Source organism: Microbacterium sp. NPDC076768 (assembly GCF_040687205.1).
In the GTDB taxonomy this organism is placed as follows: domain Bacteria; phylum Actinomycetota; class Actinomycetes; order Actinomycetales; family Microbacteriaceae; genus Microbacterium.
This window is the reverse complement of record NZ_JBFBMU010000002.1, coordinates 846,284-861,332: the sequence shown is the minus strand read 5'-3', so window position 1 is coordinate 861,332 and position 15,049 is coordinate 846,284. Positions and strand designations below refer to the sequence as shown.

General features: G+C 62.6%; 16 protein-coding genes. 8 read left to right on the top strand and 8 right to left on the bottom strand.

What is annotated here, in order from left to right:
* Nucleotides 1-97: 97 nt before the first annotated feature.
* The 6 genes from AB0O87_RS10540 to AB0O87_RS10515 all read right to left on the bottom strand — a co-directional run bounded on the left by AB0O87_RS10540 (nucleotide 98) and on the right by AB0O87_RS10515 (nucleotide 5,057).
* Complete coding sequence (locus tag AB0O87_RS10540) at nucleotides 98-1,324, bottom strand: Dyp-type peroxidase (protein ID WP_363515224.1); 1,227 nt, start codon at nucleotides 1,322-1,324, stop codon at nucleotides 98-100.
* The gene (locus AB0O87_RS10535; RefSeq protein WP_363515221.1) at nucleotides 1,324-1,878 is read right to left on the bottom strand and encodes a copper chaperone PCu(A)C; all 555 of its coding nucleotides are present in this window, start codon (nucleotides 1,876-1,878) and stop codon (nucleotides 1,324-1,326) included. Before AB0O87_RS10535 ends, AB0O87_RS10540 begins: the two co-directional genes overlap by 1 nt.
* Entirely contained in the window at nucleotides 1,875-2,495 is a 621-nt protein-coding gene (locus AB0O87_RS10530; RefSeq protein WP_363515218.1) for a copper resistance CopC family protein, read from the bottom strand. Before AB0O87_RS10530 ends, AB0O87_RS10535 begins: the two co-directional genes overlap by 4 nt.
* A 119-nt stretch (nucleotides 2,496-2,614) precedes the next feature.
* Nucleotides 2,615-3,220, bottom strand: a complete 606-nt coding sequence (locus AB0O87_RS10525; protein WP_363515215.1) for a hypothetical protein — start codon at nucleotides 3,218-3,220, stop codon at nucleotides 2,615-2,617.
* 75 nt (nucleotides 3,221-3,295) lie between these two features.
* Nucleotides 3,296-4,639: a deoxyribodipyrimidine photo-lyase gene (locus tag AB0O87_RS10520; RefSeq protein WP_363515213.1), complete on the bottom strand. Its 1,344-nt coding sequence runs from the start codon at nucleotides 4,637-4,639 to the stop codon at nucleotides 3,296-3,298.
* Nucleotides 4,640-4,649: 10 nt separating this feature from the next.
* The gene (locus tag AB0O87_RS10515; RefSeq protein WP_363515210.1) at nucleotides 4,650-5,057 is read right to left on the bottom strand and encodes a hypothetical protein; all 408 of its coding nucleotides are present in this window, start codon (nucleotides 5,055-5,057) and stop codon (nucleotides 4,650-4,652) included.
* A 170-nt stretch (nucleotides 5,058-5,227) separates the two neighbouring features.
* Here AB0O87_RS10515 and thrS point away from each other — a divergent pair, with 170 nt between their 5' ends.
* Nucleotides 5,228-7,153 (top strand): threonine--tRNA ligase, encoded by a 1,926-nt coding sequence (gene thrS, locus AB0O87_RS10510; protein WP_363516207.1) that lies wholly within the window; start codon nucleotides 5,228-5,230, stop codon nucleotides 7,151-7,153.
* Nucleotides 7,154-7,180: 27 nt separating this feature from the next.
* Nucleotides 7,181-7,714 carry an HIT domain-containing protein gene (locus AB0O87_RS10505; RefSeq protein ID WP_363515207.1) on the top strand — a complete coding sequence of 178 codons (534 nt, stop codon included), beginning with the start codon at nucleotides 7,181-7,183 and terminating at the stop codon, nucleotides 7,712-7,714.
* A 366-nt stretch (nucleotides 7,715-8,080) separates the two neighbouring features.
* Here AB0O87_RS10505 and pdxY read toward each other — a convergent pair whose 3' ends face one another.
* Nucleotides 8,081-8,932, bottom strand: coding sequence for a pyridoxal kinase PdxY (gene pdxY, locus AB0O87_RS10500; RefSeq protein ID WP_363515204.1), 852 nt, complete (start codon nucleotides 8,930-8,932; stop codon nucleotides 8,081-8,083).
* 46 nt (nucleotides 8,933-8,978) lie between these two features.
* Complete coding sequence (locus tag AB0O87_RS10495; protein ID WP_363515201.1) at nucleotides 8,979-10,286, bottom strand: aminotransferase class I/II-fold pyridoxal phosphate-dependent enzyme; 1,308 nt, start codon at nucleotides 10,284-10,286, stop codon at nucleotides 8,979-8,981.
* Nucleotides 10,287-10,375: 89 nt separating this feature from the next.
* Here AB0O87_RS10495 and pdxS point away from each other — a divergent pair, with 89 nt between their 5' ends.
* The 6 genes from pdxS (at nucleotide 10,376) to ruvB (ending at nucleotide 14,998) form a co-directional block, all read left to right on the top strand.
* Nucleotides 10,376-11,269, top strand: coding sequence for a pyridoxal 5'-phosphate synthase lyase subunit PdxS (gene pdxS, locus AB0O87_RS10490; protein WP_363515198.1), 894 nt, complete (start codon nucleotides 10,376-10,378; stop codon nucleotides 11,267-11,269).
* On the top strand, nucleotides 11,259-11,864 hold the full coding sequence (gene pdxT / locus AB0O87_RS10485) for a pyridoxal 5'-phosphate synthase glutaminase subunit PdxT (RefSeq protein ID WP_363515195.1): 606 nt from the start codon (nucleotides 11,259-11,261) through the stop codon (nucleotides 11,862-11,864). Before pdxS ends, pdxT begins: the two co-directional genes overlap by 11 nt.
* Before the next feature lie 97 nt (nucleotides 11,865-11,961).
* On the top strand, nucleotides 11,962-12,723 hold the full coding sequence (locus AB0O87_RS10480) for a YebC/PmpR family DNA-binding transcriptional regulator (RefSeq protein WP_363515192.1): 762 nt from the start codon (nucleotides 11,962-11,964) through the stop codon (nucleotides 12,721-12,723).
* A 45-nt stretch (nucleotides 12,724-12,768) separates the two neighbouring features.
* Entirely contained in the window at nucleotides 12,769-13,332 is a 564-nt protein-coding gene (ruvC, locus tag AB0O87_RS10475; protein WP_363515189.1) for a crossover junction endodeoxyribonuclease RuvC, read from the top strand.
* A gap of 27 nt (nucleotides 13,333-13,359) precedes the next feature.
* Nucleotides 13,360-13,980 carry a Holliday junction branch migration protein RuvA gene (gene ruvA, locus AB0O87_RS10470; protein ID WP_363515187.1) on the top strand — a complete coding sequence of 207 codons (621 nt, stop codon included), beginning with the start codon at nucleotides 13,360-13,362 and terminating at the stop codon, nucleotides 13,978-13,980.
* Nucleotides 13,973-14,998, top strand: coding sequence for a Holliday junction branch migration DNA helicase RuvB (gene ruvB, locus AB0O87_RS10465; protein ID WP_363515185.1), 1,026 nt, complete (start codon nucleotides 13,973-13,975; stop codon nucleotides 14,996-14,998). The genes ruvA and ruvB overlap by 8 nt, the downstream gene beginning before the upstream one ends.
* Nucleotides 14,999-15,049: the final 51 nt, after the last annotated feature.

The following is a 15,049-nucleotide window of genomic DNA, read 5'->3' as shown; positions in this document are numbered from 1 at the left end:
GACGGTGTGCATGGCAGGCGGGGGAATATCGGATAGCGGAGCGACCTTGCGCTCCCAGGGACGGGTCGCGCAAGGCCGCTCAGGAGATCACGACAGATCAGGACAGAAGCGTCTCTCCGATAAATCCGCCCTCGGCGCATCCCGGCGGAACAGCGAACACGGCTGAGCCGATCGGAATCGTCCACTCGTTGAGAAGATCAAGCTCGTCGAGTCGGCGTTGCATCGGCGTGAACTGCTTGTCCACATCAGCTTGGAACGAGACGAAGAGCAGACCCGAATCCGAGATTTCTGAACCGGCTGGCCGCTCGTCGTAGTTGTACCCACGACGGAAGATGCGCTCCTTGCCATCTCCGCGTGCGCGCCGGATGTGCGCGAACTGGGGGATCACAGGGAACCCAATCGAAGATGTGGCATCGAAATCTGGCTCATCGAACTCTTCCGTCCCCGTGAGGGGAGCGCCGTTGCTGAGTGTGCGACCGATGGAGGCGTCACGTCCGCCGCGGTCGAGCTTGTCCCACTTGTCGAGTTCCATGCGAATGCGCCGGATGACCATTCCAGTGCCCCCGGCCATCCATCCCGCGTCGCTCCACACCACCTTGTCGAAGTCTTCGGTGCCTGGCTCGGGGTTGGTTGTACCGTCGACCTGACCGAACAAATTGCGCATCGTGGTGCCAGGACGCTCCGTACCGTACGCCCGGCGGAAACCCTGCTGTGTCCACCGCACACGCGTGAAGCCACGTGCATCTTTCAACAGCATGCGCGAAGCGTGAGCGACGGTCAGCGGGTCGTCTCCTGCTATCTGCAGCACGAGATCGCCGTCGGAGAATTCTTGACGCAACTGGTCTACTCCGAAAGCTGGCAGGGGAGCGAGCCAGGCAGGTGCAGTCCCTGCTGCGCGCGATACAAATCCAGGGCCGAAGCCGAACGTGATTGTGAGGCGAGCTGGTGAGAGCGCAAGTTCGGGTTCGGAGTCCGCAAGCGCCGGAACCCCCTGCGTGAGCCTGGCGGCGTCGTCTGACAGGATGCGCATCAGACGGCGCAGACCATCTCGATCAACCTCCGGTTCGAGGTCCAGGCCAATGAACGTCCCGTGGGCTTGAGCTGCCGTATCGACACCGGCTTGATGGACACCGTAGAACGGCACCGTCTCATCGCCGTTCATCGGTGCTGAAGCCTGTGTGGCTTCGGTATCTGAGCGGTTTAGGGCGAGATCTACCCCCACAGCCGCAACCGCACCGACACCGGCGACAGCTCCTCCCCAAAGGAACTGACGCCGGGTCGATCCGGAACGGCGGGAGCGGGCGCCCTCCGTGGGCGCTGCCATTACTGATCCATATCCATATCCATGTCTTCCTCGCCGCCCTCGTAGTTCTCTTCAGCGCCGGCGTAGTCCTTCACAGGCGCGGAGAACTCGTAGGTGGAATCGTCAGAGAACGTCAGGGTGAGCGAGACTTCGCTACCGGCTGTCAGTGGTCCGGTGAGATCCATCATCATGATGTGGTTTGCCCCCGGTGCTAGCTCAAGCTCGCCACCCGCGGGAATGATGAACCCGGCGTCGATCTTGCGCATGACCATCTCGCCTGCGTCGTTCTCTACGGTCTCGTGTGGCTCCACCATGGCCGAGGCCTCTGAAGTGATTGAGACGACCGTGACATCTTCGTCTCCACTGTTCACAAGGGTGCCGAATGTGGCTGACATGCCCTCATCCGCGGACTTGACCCAGGCGTCTTCGATTGTCACGACGTCGCTGGCTGCGACTGCTTCTGGTTCCGCTGGTGTCGTTTCATTGCTGCAGCCGGTAAGTGCGAGCAAAGAAACCGCGATTACGGCCGCGAGGCGGGGAAGAGTCTTAGAGGTATTCACAGCTGTGCCTTTCACAGGTCATTTTCCGCGGAGTCGCCAGCGTTTGGCGCAGCGGCTGCCGTCCGTGGACGGCGAAGGAATCGAACGAGCACGAAGACGAAAACAGCGAACGCTGCTCCGCCGGCTCCAATGAGCAGCACTCGAAGAATGCCGCCGGTTGATGCGTTCTGATCTGTTTGTTCTGAGGACGCCGCTGACGATGCGCCTGTCTCATCCGTCGCGCTGGACTCGGTTGCCATCGGTTCGGCATCGCCAATCGTGAACGGGATAGCGCCAGCGATCGGGTGTCCGTCTTCCGATACAACCTGCCAACGCACCTGGTAGCCGGCGGTAGGCATGTCTGCTTCGAGCGGTGCAGTGACTGTGCGACCGGCGACCGTAACCTCTCCGGAAACCCAGTCTTTTCCTGAGGCGTCCACGACCAGGACAACAGCCCCGGTGAGTGACTCATCGAGCACCAAGAGGTCTCCGGAGAAAGTCATGGAGACGCTCTCCGGTGCCGCCGCCAACTGCTCATCGGCGACGGGTGTGCTGGACATCAATTGATCGTGGGCAGACGCTGGCGTGGCGATCATCAGGGTTGCGATCGCTGCCAACGTCAACCCTGCCGCGATTCGGCGGACAGGGGACATAGAAGTGGCCTCTCATCAGACGTCACTGGCGCGACGTATCTGTGTGCGTTCAGAACGTGCGCGCGGTGGGTGCGCGCAACGTGACGCATCACACGGCGATACAGCGCCGTGGATGCGGATCAGATCGCAGCGAAGAGTGGCGGCGCCCTGCCCCGCAGAGTCGCTAGAAGGTTCGAACTGATGGGGCGGCGCACATCGAACAAGCCGCGGAGAAGCCGCGTTGCGGTTGCCGCTGGGAGTACGACCGCGTCATCGACCCGACGTCGCAGCCAACGAACAAGCTGAACGGCAAGGTCGCGCGCGGCCAGGACAAGACGCTCGCCGCGATACAACGCCACAACGGTCAGCAGTGCCGCCACAGCGTGCGCCGCTGACATGGTCGCGTCAGCTGCCGCAGCTTCAGAGATTCCCGTCGCTGCGGGAAGAACGATCGGCGCCCCATGCACATGCGGCGCCGAAACGCCTGAGGGGGTAATAGTTCCCAAGATGAACAGCGCGTGGAAGAGAAACTGGCTTGCGGCGACCGAGATACTCAGGCGTATCAGTGAGAGAGAACGCCCGGCCAGCAACACGCAGATCATGAAAGAGAAGACCCACGGCACGAAGATCCCGAGCGGCCCAGGCATCTGCCCACCGCCGGAGATGTGAGCGGCGAGGGCCACGAAAATCGCCAGTGAAGAAGCAGCGAAGCCGCGAACAACGGCTGGCTTCCTCGATTCGTTCACCCTGCCAGTCTGACACGGATGCCGCGGTGGTCCCGTCGTCCCAGGCCGTGCGTATTGCTGTCGTAAACAGCAGCGCTACTTACGGGGGCTCCTCTTTACGACGTCATATGCATTGAGCGCAGCCTTGCGGGTTTCTCCGAGGTCGACGATGGGGTCGGTCGGTGCGTCAGCGGCCCACTGCGAGATGTAGAGCCTGGCCGGATCAAACTTTTTCGCTTGAAGCTCAGGATTGAAGACGCGGAAATAGGGGGCGGCATCTGCACCGGAACCTGCGACCCACTGCCAGTTGAACGGGTTGCTGGCATCGTCGGCATCGACAAGCGTGTCCCAGAACCACTCTTCGCCGAGACGCCAGTCGATCATGAGGTTCTTGATCAGAAAAGAAGCCGTCACCATCCGCACTCGGTTGTGCATGAATCCTGTGTGCCAGAGCTCTCGCATTCCAGCATCAACGAGAGGCACTCCGGTGTTGCCGTATTGCCACGCCTCCAGATGCGACGGGTCAAGCGGCGGCCACGGAAAAGCATCGAACTCGGAGCGAAGGTTTTTCGTGGCAAGGTCGGGAAAGTGGTAGAGCGTGTGCCAGGCGAATTCCCGCCACCCGATCTCGGAGAGAAAACCACCAGCGCCCTCGACATCGACAGCCTTGTCCCACACGGTAAACGGGCTGAGTTCGCCCCATCGCAGCCGGGGGGAGAGGAACGAGGTTGCTCCCGCCGACGGCTCGTCCCTTGCGCGGTCATAGCTAGGGAGATCGTCGAGAAGAAACTCGTGCAGGCGGCGACGTGCAGCTGGCTCGCCCGGCTCCCACGTGTCGCGGAGTCCGGCAGCCCAATCAGGTGCTGTCGGCAGGAGAGACCAATCATTGAGGGCATCGCTCGCGGCGGCACTTTGTAAACCCGATAGCTCTCGCGGTTCCGGAAGAGGGGCGCGCGGAGCGGGAAGTGCAAGACAACTGCGCCAGAACGGCGTGAACACCGAGTAGTGCGTGCCTGAACCGGTGGTCACGGTCCAGGGTTCGTGCAACAGCGATCCGGCGAAAGAGGCAACCTCGACCCCTTCGGCACGCAGTGCCGATTTGATCCCGGCGTCGACCGCACGCGCTGCGCCTCCGTAGCGGCGGTTCCAAAACACCGCGCCCGCATTCGTATCCGCCACAAGGTCACGGATGACGGGGTCTGCTGGTCCTCGCCTCAGGACAAGTGAGACTCCGTGCTCGCGGAGCCTCGCTCCCAGCGACTCGAGCGAGTGGTGCAACCACCAACGTGCCGCGCCGCCGAACGGACGGATGCCGGGGGAGTCCTCATCAAGGACGAAGACGGCGATGATCGGCTCTCCGCGGTCTACTGCCGCACGGAGCGCAGGATTATCGGCTAGACGCAGATCATCACGAAACCAGAGGAGCGTGGGGGAGGCCATTGCTCCATTCTTATGCACGGTGCCGGCGGGAGGGGCGGTCTCCCGCTGTGGCCCACAGCGCCCACCCCACGAGCACCGGTTGCAGGAAAAGTCTCCCGAATCGGCGCGCATCCGTGTCCAGTCCAGGAACAGAGCGGCCAGTGCGCCACTGGTGCACGTTGCCGGGAAATACTGCCGCGAAGAACACGGCCGTGGCCCAGCCGATCCGACGTCGTTCACGAGGAAGCGCAACAAGACCGAGGGCGAGGGAGACCTCGACAGCGCCCGAAGTAAGGACGATGGCGTCTTTGTCCATGCGGGTAAATCGCGTTGCCCAGTCGGGGACCACCACGCGAAAGCCGCGCGTACTGACGAAGTGCGCCACCCCCGCGACACCGAGGAGAAGGGCAAGGATCCAACGCGCGGCTACTCTGCTCATTCGCCCACGTTACAGATGTCCTTCATCGTCTGCGGAAGTATGCGTGCGGCGGTCAGCGCAACGTCATCATGCGAGTAACCTGGGTAACGACCAAATGGAGAGTTTCTGTGCCTGAAAACGCCCGGCCGAATGACGGCTTCGCCCTGTTCACTGACCGAAACGTTGTCGCCATGCGCGTCAACGGCGATCTTAAAGATCTTGCGACGACGGTGACAGACACCGACGAAGTCGAAGCGGTCACGATCGACAGCGTTGACGGGCTCAACATCCTCCGTCACTCTGCAGCGCATGTGCTCGCGCAGGCGGTGCAGCGCATCAACCCGCAAGCGAACCTCGGCATCGGACCACCAGTCACCGACGGTTTCTACTACGACTTCGGGGTCGAGACTCCGTTCACCCCAGAAGACATCAAGGCCATCTCGAAAGAGATGCAGCGCATCGTGCGCGAGGGTCAGCGTTTCGTGCGCCGAGTTGTGACCGACGAAGAGGCACGCGCAGAGCTTGCTGATGAGCCGTTCAAGCTCGAACTCATCGGCCTCAAAGGTGGCAAAGAAGCCGCTGAAGGTGCCTCTGTAGAGGTCGGCGATGGGGAACTCACGATCTACGAAAACACCACCCGTGACGGCGAGGTCGTATGGAAAGACCTCTGCCGCGGACCTCACCTGCCCAACACGCGCATGGTTGGCAACGGCTGGGACCTCACCCGTATTGCCGCCGCATACTGGCGCGGCAGCGAGAAGAATCCGCAGCTGCAGCGCATCTACGGCACGGCCTGGCCCACCAAAGACGAGTTGCGTGCCTACCAGCACCGGTTGGAAGAGGCAGCGAAGCGCGACCACCGCCGCCTCGGCAAGGAGCTCGACCTGTTCTCCTTCCCGGAGGAGATCGGTTCTGGGCTCTCCGTCTGGCACCCTCGTGGCGGCGTGATCCGTGGCGAGATGGAACAGCACGCCCGCAAGCGCCACATCGAGGGCGGCTACACCTACGTCTACACCCCGCATATCTCGAAGGAAGACCTCTTCCTCACCTCGAACCACCTCGTCACGTACAAGGAGGGCATGTACCCGCCGATCGTGATGGACGAGGAGCGCGACGACGAGGGCAACATCACCAAGCACGGCCAGGATTACTACCTGAAGCCGATGAACTGCCCGATGCACATCCTGATCTACAAGGAACGCGCCAGGAGCTACCGCGACCTGCCGCTGCGCTTCGCAGAGAACGGCACTGTGTACCGCAACGAGCTTTCTGGAGCCTTGCACGGTCTGACCCGAGTGCGCGGGTTCACTCAAGACGATTCCCACCTGTTCGTCACGCCAGACCAGCTCGAGGCTGAAGTCTCGAAGGTGCTGGAGTTCATCCTGTCGATGCTGCGCGATTTCGGTCTGACCGATTTCGAACTCGAGCTCTCCATGAAAGACAACGAGAAATCGAAGTGGATCGGCTCAGAGGAATTCTGGGAGTCGTCCACAGAAGCTCTGCGTCGGGTCGCTGTCGCCTCCGGCCTCAAGCTCACCGAGGTGCCGGGAGAGGCCGCGTTCTACGGTCCGAAAATCGACCTGAAAACGCGCGACGCAATCGGACGCGTCTGGCAGCTGTCGACGGTGCAGGTTGACCCGAACCTGCCCGAGCGCTTTGACCTCGAGTACATGGATAAAGACGGGCAGAAGAAGCGCCCGATCATGATCCACCGTGCGTTGTTTGGTTCCATCGAGCGGTTCTTCGCCATTTTGTTGGAGCACTATGCCGGCGACTTCCCCCTGTGGTTGGCACCCAGCCAGGTGGTTGGTGTACCAGTGGCAGAGCAGTTCGGCGACTACCTCGACGACGTCATCTCCCAGCTGCGTGCGGCCGGTGTGCGTGCCGATGTTGATCACTCCGATGACCGTATGCAGAAGAAGATCCGGACTCACACCACTGCCAAGGTGCCCGTGATCCTCATCGTCGGCGAGCAGGACCGCGCGGCCGGGACGGTCTCGTTCCGGTTCCGTGATGGCACGCAGGAGAACGGAGTGCCTGTAGCTGACGCAGTTTCTCGCATCACCGCTGCTATTGCCTCTCACGCTTTGGTGCTGAAGGCGGGAGACCTCGCGTGAGCAGTCTCTCCGGCGACGGAGCGTTTGATGACTGAGCTCGACGACGCCGGTCTGCTCGCAGGCGTGCCTGACGAGTTCCAGCGACTGTGGACGCCCCACAGGATGGCCTACATTCAGGCAGGGCCGGAACCACTACGCGAGGAATGTCCTTTCTGTGAGGCGCCGCAACACCCGGACGCCGAGCGGCTAATCGTCGCCAGGGGTGAGACGGCTTATGTGCTGCTAAACCTCTTCCCATACAACTCTGGGCACCTGCTGGTGTGCCCGTACCGGCACATCAGCACCTACGACATGGCGACGCCAGAAGAGGTCGCAGAGATCGGTGCCCTCACGCAAACGGCTATGCGAGTTCTGCGTGAAGTCTCGCGATGCGACGGGTTCAACCTCGGTATGAATCAAGGAGCGGTGGCCGGAGCTGGCGTCGAAGGACACCTGCACCAGCATGTGGTTCCGCGGTGGACATCCGACGCGAACTTCTTCCCGATCATCGCGAAGACGAAGGCACTTCCGCAGCTCCTCGGTGAGGTGCGCGAGACGATCTCCGCCGCCTGGCCGCGCTAACCGCGGACCCTTCGACAGGCTCAGGGACCTGGGTTGGTGGGTCGCTGAGCTTGTCGAAGCGTCGTGCCCTTCGACAAGCTCAGGGACCTCGTTTGGTGGGTCGCTGAGCCTGTCGGCCTTTCTCGACAGGCTCAGGGACCTGGGTTGGTGGGTCGCTGAGCTTGTCGAAGCGTCGTGCCCTTCGACGGGCTCAGGGACCTGGGTTGGTAGGTCGCTGAGCTTGTCGGCCCTTCGACAGGCTCAGGGACCTCGTTTGGTGGGTCGCTGAGCTTGTCGAAGCGTCCGGCCCTTCGACAGGCTCAGGGACCTCGTTTGGTAGGTCGCTGAGCTTTTCGGCCCTTCGACAAGCTCAGCGACCTCGACAGGTCAGCGAACCTGGCGCGCAGTGAACTGCATCTGTGGGTTCGCGTAGAACTCCTGCGCTTCGACGAGCTGCAGCTCCCGTTCTCCGGATTCGAGGGTCGCTTTGAGAAGGTCGTAGACACTGGAAGCTGTGCGCTCCAGGGCGACCTTTGCGCTGCCGGTTTCGACGTAGTGCGCCGTGAACAATGCCGCCGTGACATCGCCGGATCCGTTGGCCTTCATCGGCAGATGCGGGGTTTGTACAACCCAGGCGCCATGCTCATCGGCGGCGAGCATCTCGATGGTGCCCTCTTCGCGGTCGGGACGTTCGACACTCGTGACGAGAACCGTGCGCGGCCCCATCGCATGCGCGAGGTCTACGGAGGCGAGCGTCGACTCCAACGTGTCTGGTTCTGTGTCGGTGAGGAATCCAAGTTCGAACTGATTCGGGGTGATGATGTCGGCGACGGGTACCACTCGTTCACGCAGCAAGACGGGGATGGCTGGGGCGACAAAGCACCCTGATTTTGCGTTTCCCATCACCGGGTCGCAGGCGTACACGGCGTTCGGGTTCGCGGCTTTGACACGCGCGACGGCGTCGATGATCACGTCGCCGATGCCTTCCCCTCCCTGATAACCGCTGAGTATCGCGTCAATCTGCCCGAACACTCCCCGTTCTTCGATGCCGGTGATGACTTCGCGTACGTCATCCGGCGCGATCAGGGGCCCGCGCCATGCCCCGTAACCGGTGTGGTTAGAGAACGTCACGGTGTACACAGGCAGCACTTCAACGCCGATGCGCTGCAGCGGGAAGACGGCGGCTGAGTTGCCGACGTGTCCGTAAGCGACGGCTGACTGGATGGAGAGGATCTTCATTCTCCGGCTCTTTCCTTCAGGGCGGGCTGGTCCCCGCTTCGAATGGTCATCGTGCGGCTGCGACGAGGTCTGCAACCAGCGCGTCGGTTTCGTCGTCCGTCAAATCATGCACGGTGAGACGGAGGTGATGCGACGGCTCCGCACGCTCATCGAGCGCGAAGTCGTCTCCGGTGCGGGCAAGCCACCCACGTCGCATCAGTCGCTCTGCGACTGTGCGTGCGGTGGGGGGCAGTTCGATCCATAGGCTCAAACCATCCGCTGCGTCTGCGTGGATGCCGTGTGCTCGAAGCCGGGCAGCGAACAGAGAATTGCGCTCGGCATAGTGCGCGGCAGCAGCGGCGACCTCGGCCATCACGGTTTCGTCAGTGAGCTGGGTGAGCGCAAGACGCTGCAACAGGTGGCTCACCCACGTCGTACCTGGGCTCAGGCGCATCGCGAGCCGGTCGGCGGTCTCAGAATCTGTTGCGGCCACTGCGAGGCACATGTCCGGGCCGAGAAACTTCGAAACCGAGCGGATGAGCGCGAATCGGCGGTGGGCTGGGGCGATCAGCGACTCGTATGGCTGTTGCGACAGCATCGAGAAGTGGTCGTCTTCGATAATCAGCACGTAAGGGTAGTCGGCGAGCACGGCTCGCAGAGCGGTTGCACGTTGTGCGGAAAGGCTCGCTCCCGTCGGATTCTGCGCCCGCGGTGTGCAGATGATGGCGCGCACTCCGTTATCGAGCGCCGCGCGTAGCCCGTCAACCGTCATACCCTCGGCATCGACGGGCACGGCGACCGCGCGATAGCCGCTCAATCGCACTGTGTGAATGCTTGCCAGGAAGCAGGGGTCCTCCAGCGCCACCGCATCGTCGCGCATCAGCGCCTGAGCAAGTAGCCGCTCGACAGCGTCAACGGCCCCGCTTGTGATCGTGATCTGGAACTCACGGTCTGGCAGGTCCTTCGCCATCCACTCGGTGGCCCACTTGTTGAGGTCGCGGTCGATCACCGGTTCGCCGTACAGGACTGGTCTGGAGGCAATGTTCATCAGCGCTGGCGCGGGGTCAGGGATACGGCGAGGATCCGGATTGCCTGTGCCGATATCGCGGAGAACCGTGTTGGCGGCATAGCCCTCCTGCGCTACCGATTCAAGACCGGCGATGACGGTGCCGGCACGGCCTCGCGAGATTACAAGCCCCGCTTGTGCAAGCTGGCGGTATGCCGCGACGGCCGTGTTGCGGTTCACGCCGAGGGTGGCCGCAAGCTCGCGTACCGGTGGGAGGGGGCTTCCAGCGCCCAGAATTCCGCGGTCGCGCAGAGAACGCACGCTGTCGGCAATGTCCGATGCGGTTGTTCCCGTGATCTGGTCGCTCATAGTCGTCTGCTCCGATTCTAGGTCGTTGCGGACAGTGCTAGGTTTGGCCTAGATCAAAACAAGCTTAGGTCTATCCGATAGGAGTCCCCATGACAGAGCAGTCGACCACCGGATCATCTCGCGTAAAGCGCGGCCTCGCTGAGATGCTCAAAGGCGGCGTGATTATGGACGTCGTCACGGCCGATCAGGCGAAGATCGCGGAAGATGCCGGCGCTGTCGCGGTGATGGCACTGGAACGCGTGCCAGCAGACATCCGTGCGCAGGGCGGCGTTTCTCGGATGAGCGACCCAGACATGATCGACAGCATCATCGATGCGGTCTCCATCCCCGTGATGGCAAAGGCGCGAATCGGCCACTTCGTCGAGGCGCAAGTTCTGCAGGAACTCGGTGTCGACTACATCGATGAGTCTGAAGTGCTCTCGCCTGCCGATTACGTCAACCACATCGACAAGTACGGCTTCTCTGTCCCGTTCGTGTGCGGCGCGACCAACCTGGGTGAGGCACTGCGGCGCATCAACGAAGGTGCAGCAATGATCCGGTCCAAGGGTGAGGCTGGCACTGGTGATGTCTCGGAAGCGATGAAGCACATCCGCAAGATCCGCGGCGAGATCGCGGCGCTCACCGCACTTCCGAAGGACGAGCTTTTCGTCGCGGCAAAAGAGCTTCAGGCGCCATACGAGCTGGTTGCAGAGATCGCAGAGACGGGGACACTGCCCGTCGTGTTGTTCGTCGCCGGTGGCGTGGCAACCCCTGCAGATGCCGCCATGATGATGCAGCTCGGTGCAGACGGCGTGTTCGTCGGGTCCGGCATCTTCAAATCGGGCAATCCGGCGGAGCGCGCGAAGGCGATTGTCAAAGCCACCACCTTCTTCGACGATGCGAAGGTGATCGCTGAGGTTTCTCGCGGTCTCGGTGAGGCGATGGTGGGCATCAACGTGAGCGACCTCCCCGCCCCGCACCGCCTCGCCGAGCGTGGCTGGTAGGCCGCGCGTCGGCGTCCTGGCGCTGCAGGGCGACGTGCGTGAGCACGCCGCCCTGCTCGCGCAGCTCGGTGCTGACGTGCAACTGGTGCGCAGACCCGACGAACTGACGGGCGTCGATGGCCTGGTGATTCCTGGCGGTGAATCGAGCGTCATCGACAAGCTGTCGCGGACCTTCGGGATGCAAGAGCCGATCCGCCACGCCATCTCCCACGGGCTGCCCGTTCTCGGAACCTGCGCAGGGCTCATCCTCCTGGCCGACGCTGTGCTGGATTCGATAGAAGGACAGGAGACTTTCGGTGGTCTCGATGTCGTCGTCCGGCGCAATGCCTTCGGGCGCCAGGTTGAGTCCTTCGAGACAGAGCTGCACGTGCCCGCATTCGGACCACCCTCGGTTTCGGCGACATTTATCCGAGGTCCTGTGGTCGAAACAGTGGGTGCCGACGCGACAGCGCTTGCGGCACTACCCGACGGGCGCGTGGTGGCAGTGGAGCAAGGAAACCTCCTCGGACTGAGTTTTCATCCGGAGATTACGGGGGAGACGCGGTTTCACGAACGCTTCCTGCGGCGCGTAGAAGCACGAGTTCAGCGGCAATAGTGTTCCCGCGCAGTTTCTGCTCAGCGCGCTGACGTGCTTCGATAGAATGGACGACGCCCTGGACACGGCTCCGGGCGGATACGACGAGCGGAGATATATGTCCGGGCATTCCAAGTGGGCAACCACGAAGCACAAGAAGGCCATCATCGACTCCAGGCGCGCGAAGTCGTGGGCCAAGTTGATCAAAAACATTGAGGTCGCCGCCAAGCTCGGCGGACCTGATCTTGCGGGAAACCCGACCCTCTTCGATGCGATTCAGAAGGCCAAGAAGACTTCGGTCCCGAAAGACAACATCGACCGCGCAGTGAAGCGCGGCGCGGGCATCGGCGGAGAAGCGGTCGAGTACCTCTCGATCATGTACGAAGGCTACGGACCTAACGGCGTCGCGCTGATGATCGAGTGTCTGACCGACAACAAGAATCGCGCAGCAGCGGAGGTTCGCACCGCACTGACCCGCAATGGTGGAACGCTGGCAGATCCTGGCAGCGTCGCATATAACTTCAGCCGCAAAGGCGTCATCGTGGTCGGTTCTGAGGGGACTACCGAAGACGACGTGATGATGGCGGCCCTTGAGGCTGGTGCAGAAGAGATCGAGCCGCACGCTGAGGGTTTCGAGATCGTCACGGAGGCAACTGACCTGGTGGCCGTGCGCACGGCGCTTCAGGAAGCAGGCATCGATTACGAATCGGCCGACGTGGAGTTCGTTCCCAACCTCAAGGTAGAGATCGACGCAGATACCGCCCGCAAGATCTTCCGACTGATCGATGCTCTGGAAGACAGCGAAGACGTGCAGAACGTGTTCACGAACTTCGACTTGACCCCCGAGGTTCAGGCAGAGCTCGAGAACGACGAGGGTTAGGCGCGCCGGACCGACCGTGGGGGGTCGCGCGCATAGCCTGGGGGAGTGACCTCCTCTCTGCGCGTACTGGGCATCGACCCAGGGCTCACCCGCTGCGGTGTCGGCGTGGTCGATGTTGACCGGTCACGTCGAGGCACCCTCGTGCATGTGGGGGTCGTTCGCTCATCGCCCGATGCGGAGATCGGCGATCGTCTCGCCATCATCGCCGCCGGGATTCGTGCGGCAATCGCAGAGTACAAACCCGATGCCGTGGCAGTAGAACGCGTCTTCGCTCAGCAGAACACGCACACGGTGATGGGGACGGCTCAAGCCAGTGGCGTCGCACTGTTGATTGCGGCTGAAGCCGGCCTTCCCGCAGCGACCCATACACCGAGTGAAGTGAAGGCCGCGGTGACAGGGTACGGCGCGGCAGACAAGCGGCAAGTGCAGACGATGATTGCGCGCATTCTTCGGTTAGATGCTCTTCCGCAGCCAGCCGATGCCGCAGACGCCTTGGCGATTGCGCTGTGTCACGCCTGGCGTCGCGGCGGCGCTACACCCACAGGTCGCACCGCACTCACCCCGGCGCAACGTGCCTGGGCTGAGGCGGAGCGTGTCGCTCGAACATAAATACGAGCCGCACCGTAGGCTGACGGAATGATCTCTTCTCTGCACGGTGTCGTCCTGCACGCGACATCCGACCAGGTCATCGTCGATGTGGGAGGAGTGGGATTCTCTGTCGCGGTCCCCGCCGACGTCGCACACACCGCGGTTGTGGGAGAGAAGATCCTGCTGCACACAAGCTTGATCGTTCGTGAAGACGCCCTCTCCCTCTTCGGCTTTGCCGACCGCGGGGAGCTCGAGATCTTCGGGCTCCTGATCAGCGTCACCGGTGTCGGCCCGAAGTCGGCACTCGGGGTGCTCTCGCATCTCACCACCGATCAGATCGCGGAGGCTGTCACCGCCGAAGACGATGCGCCGTTCAGGCGCGTCTCCGGCATCGGCCCCAAGACAGCGAAGCTCATCGTCTTGCAGCTTGCGGGCAAGGTGCAGGCGTTCGCCGCCGCCCCGAAGCGGACTCCCGCGGGGGAGACGGATGTGGTGACCCAGGTTGCCGCTGCTTTGATCGGCCTGGGATGGTCGGAGAAGGTGGCGACAGAAGCGGCGACCCAAACGGCCTCTGAGGCATCAGACGCGGAGCGCTCATCTGTCTCCGCGCTGCTGCGACGCACGCTCGCTCTGCTCGGCCCGGCGCAGGGAGGCAATGCTCGTGTCTGACCCGCTCGACGCCACCGAGCCTTCCGACGACACCGAGCTCGCCATCGAAGGCGCTCTTCGTCCCACCAGTCTTGGCGACTTCGTCGGCCAGCAAAAAGTTCGTGGCCAATTGACTCTGCTCCTCGAAGCAGCGCGCATTCAGAGTCGCCCGGCCGACCACATCCTGCTCGCGGGCCCACCAGGGCTCGGTAAGACCACGCTGGCGATGATCGTCGCGCACGAAAGTGAGCGGCCACTGCGGCTCTCGAGTGGTCCTGCTATCCAGCACGCCGGTGACCTTGCGGCTCTGCTGTCCAGCCTCGTGCCTGGCGAAGTGCTCTTTATCGACGAGATCCACCGCATGGCTCGCTCCGCAGAGGAGATGCTGTACCTCGCGATGGAGGACTATCGCATCGACATCATGGTCGGTAAGGGCGCTGGAGCGACAAGCATCCCGCTGGAGCTTGCGCCGTTCACTCTGGTCGGAGCCACCACTCGTTCCGGCCTGCTCCCCAACCCGCTGCGCGATCGGTTCGGATTCACCGGTCATCTCGAGTTCTACGAAGAGTCAGAGCTTGAGCAGGTAATTGCGCGGTCGGCAATCGTGCTCGGAGTCGACCTTCCTTCCGATTCGCTTTCAGAGATCGCCCGCCGCTCACGGGGGACCCCTCGCATCGCTAACCGCCTGCTGCGCCGAGTGCGCGACTACACGCTGGTGCACGGCGAAGGTGCCGCCACAATCCACGATGTGCGCGCAGCCTTGGAGCTGTATGACGTCGATCCGATCGGCCTTGATCGCCTCGACCGTGCGGTTCTGGAAGCACTCGTCAAACGATTCCGCGGAGGACCCGTCGGTCTCAGCACCCTTGCGGTAGCGGTCGGTGAAGAGGCGGAAACCGTCGAAAGCGTGGTGGAGCCCTACCTGGTACGTATCGGTTTTCTGGGGCGCACTCCGCGCGGTCGAGTCGCCATGCCAGAGGCCTATGCACATCTGGGTGTGGCCCATCCGGACGGGGCGCTTACCTTGGATGACCTATAATCGCAGAAGACTTCCCGGTTACCTTCGCGCGCCCAAAGGCTGGAGCGTGCA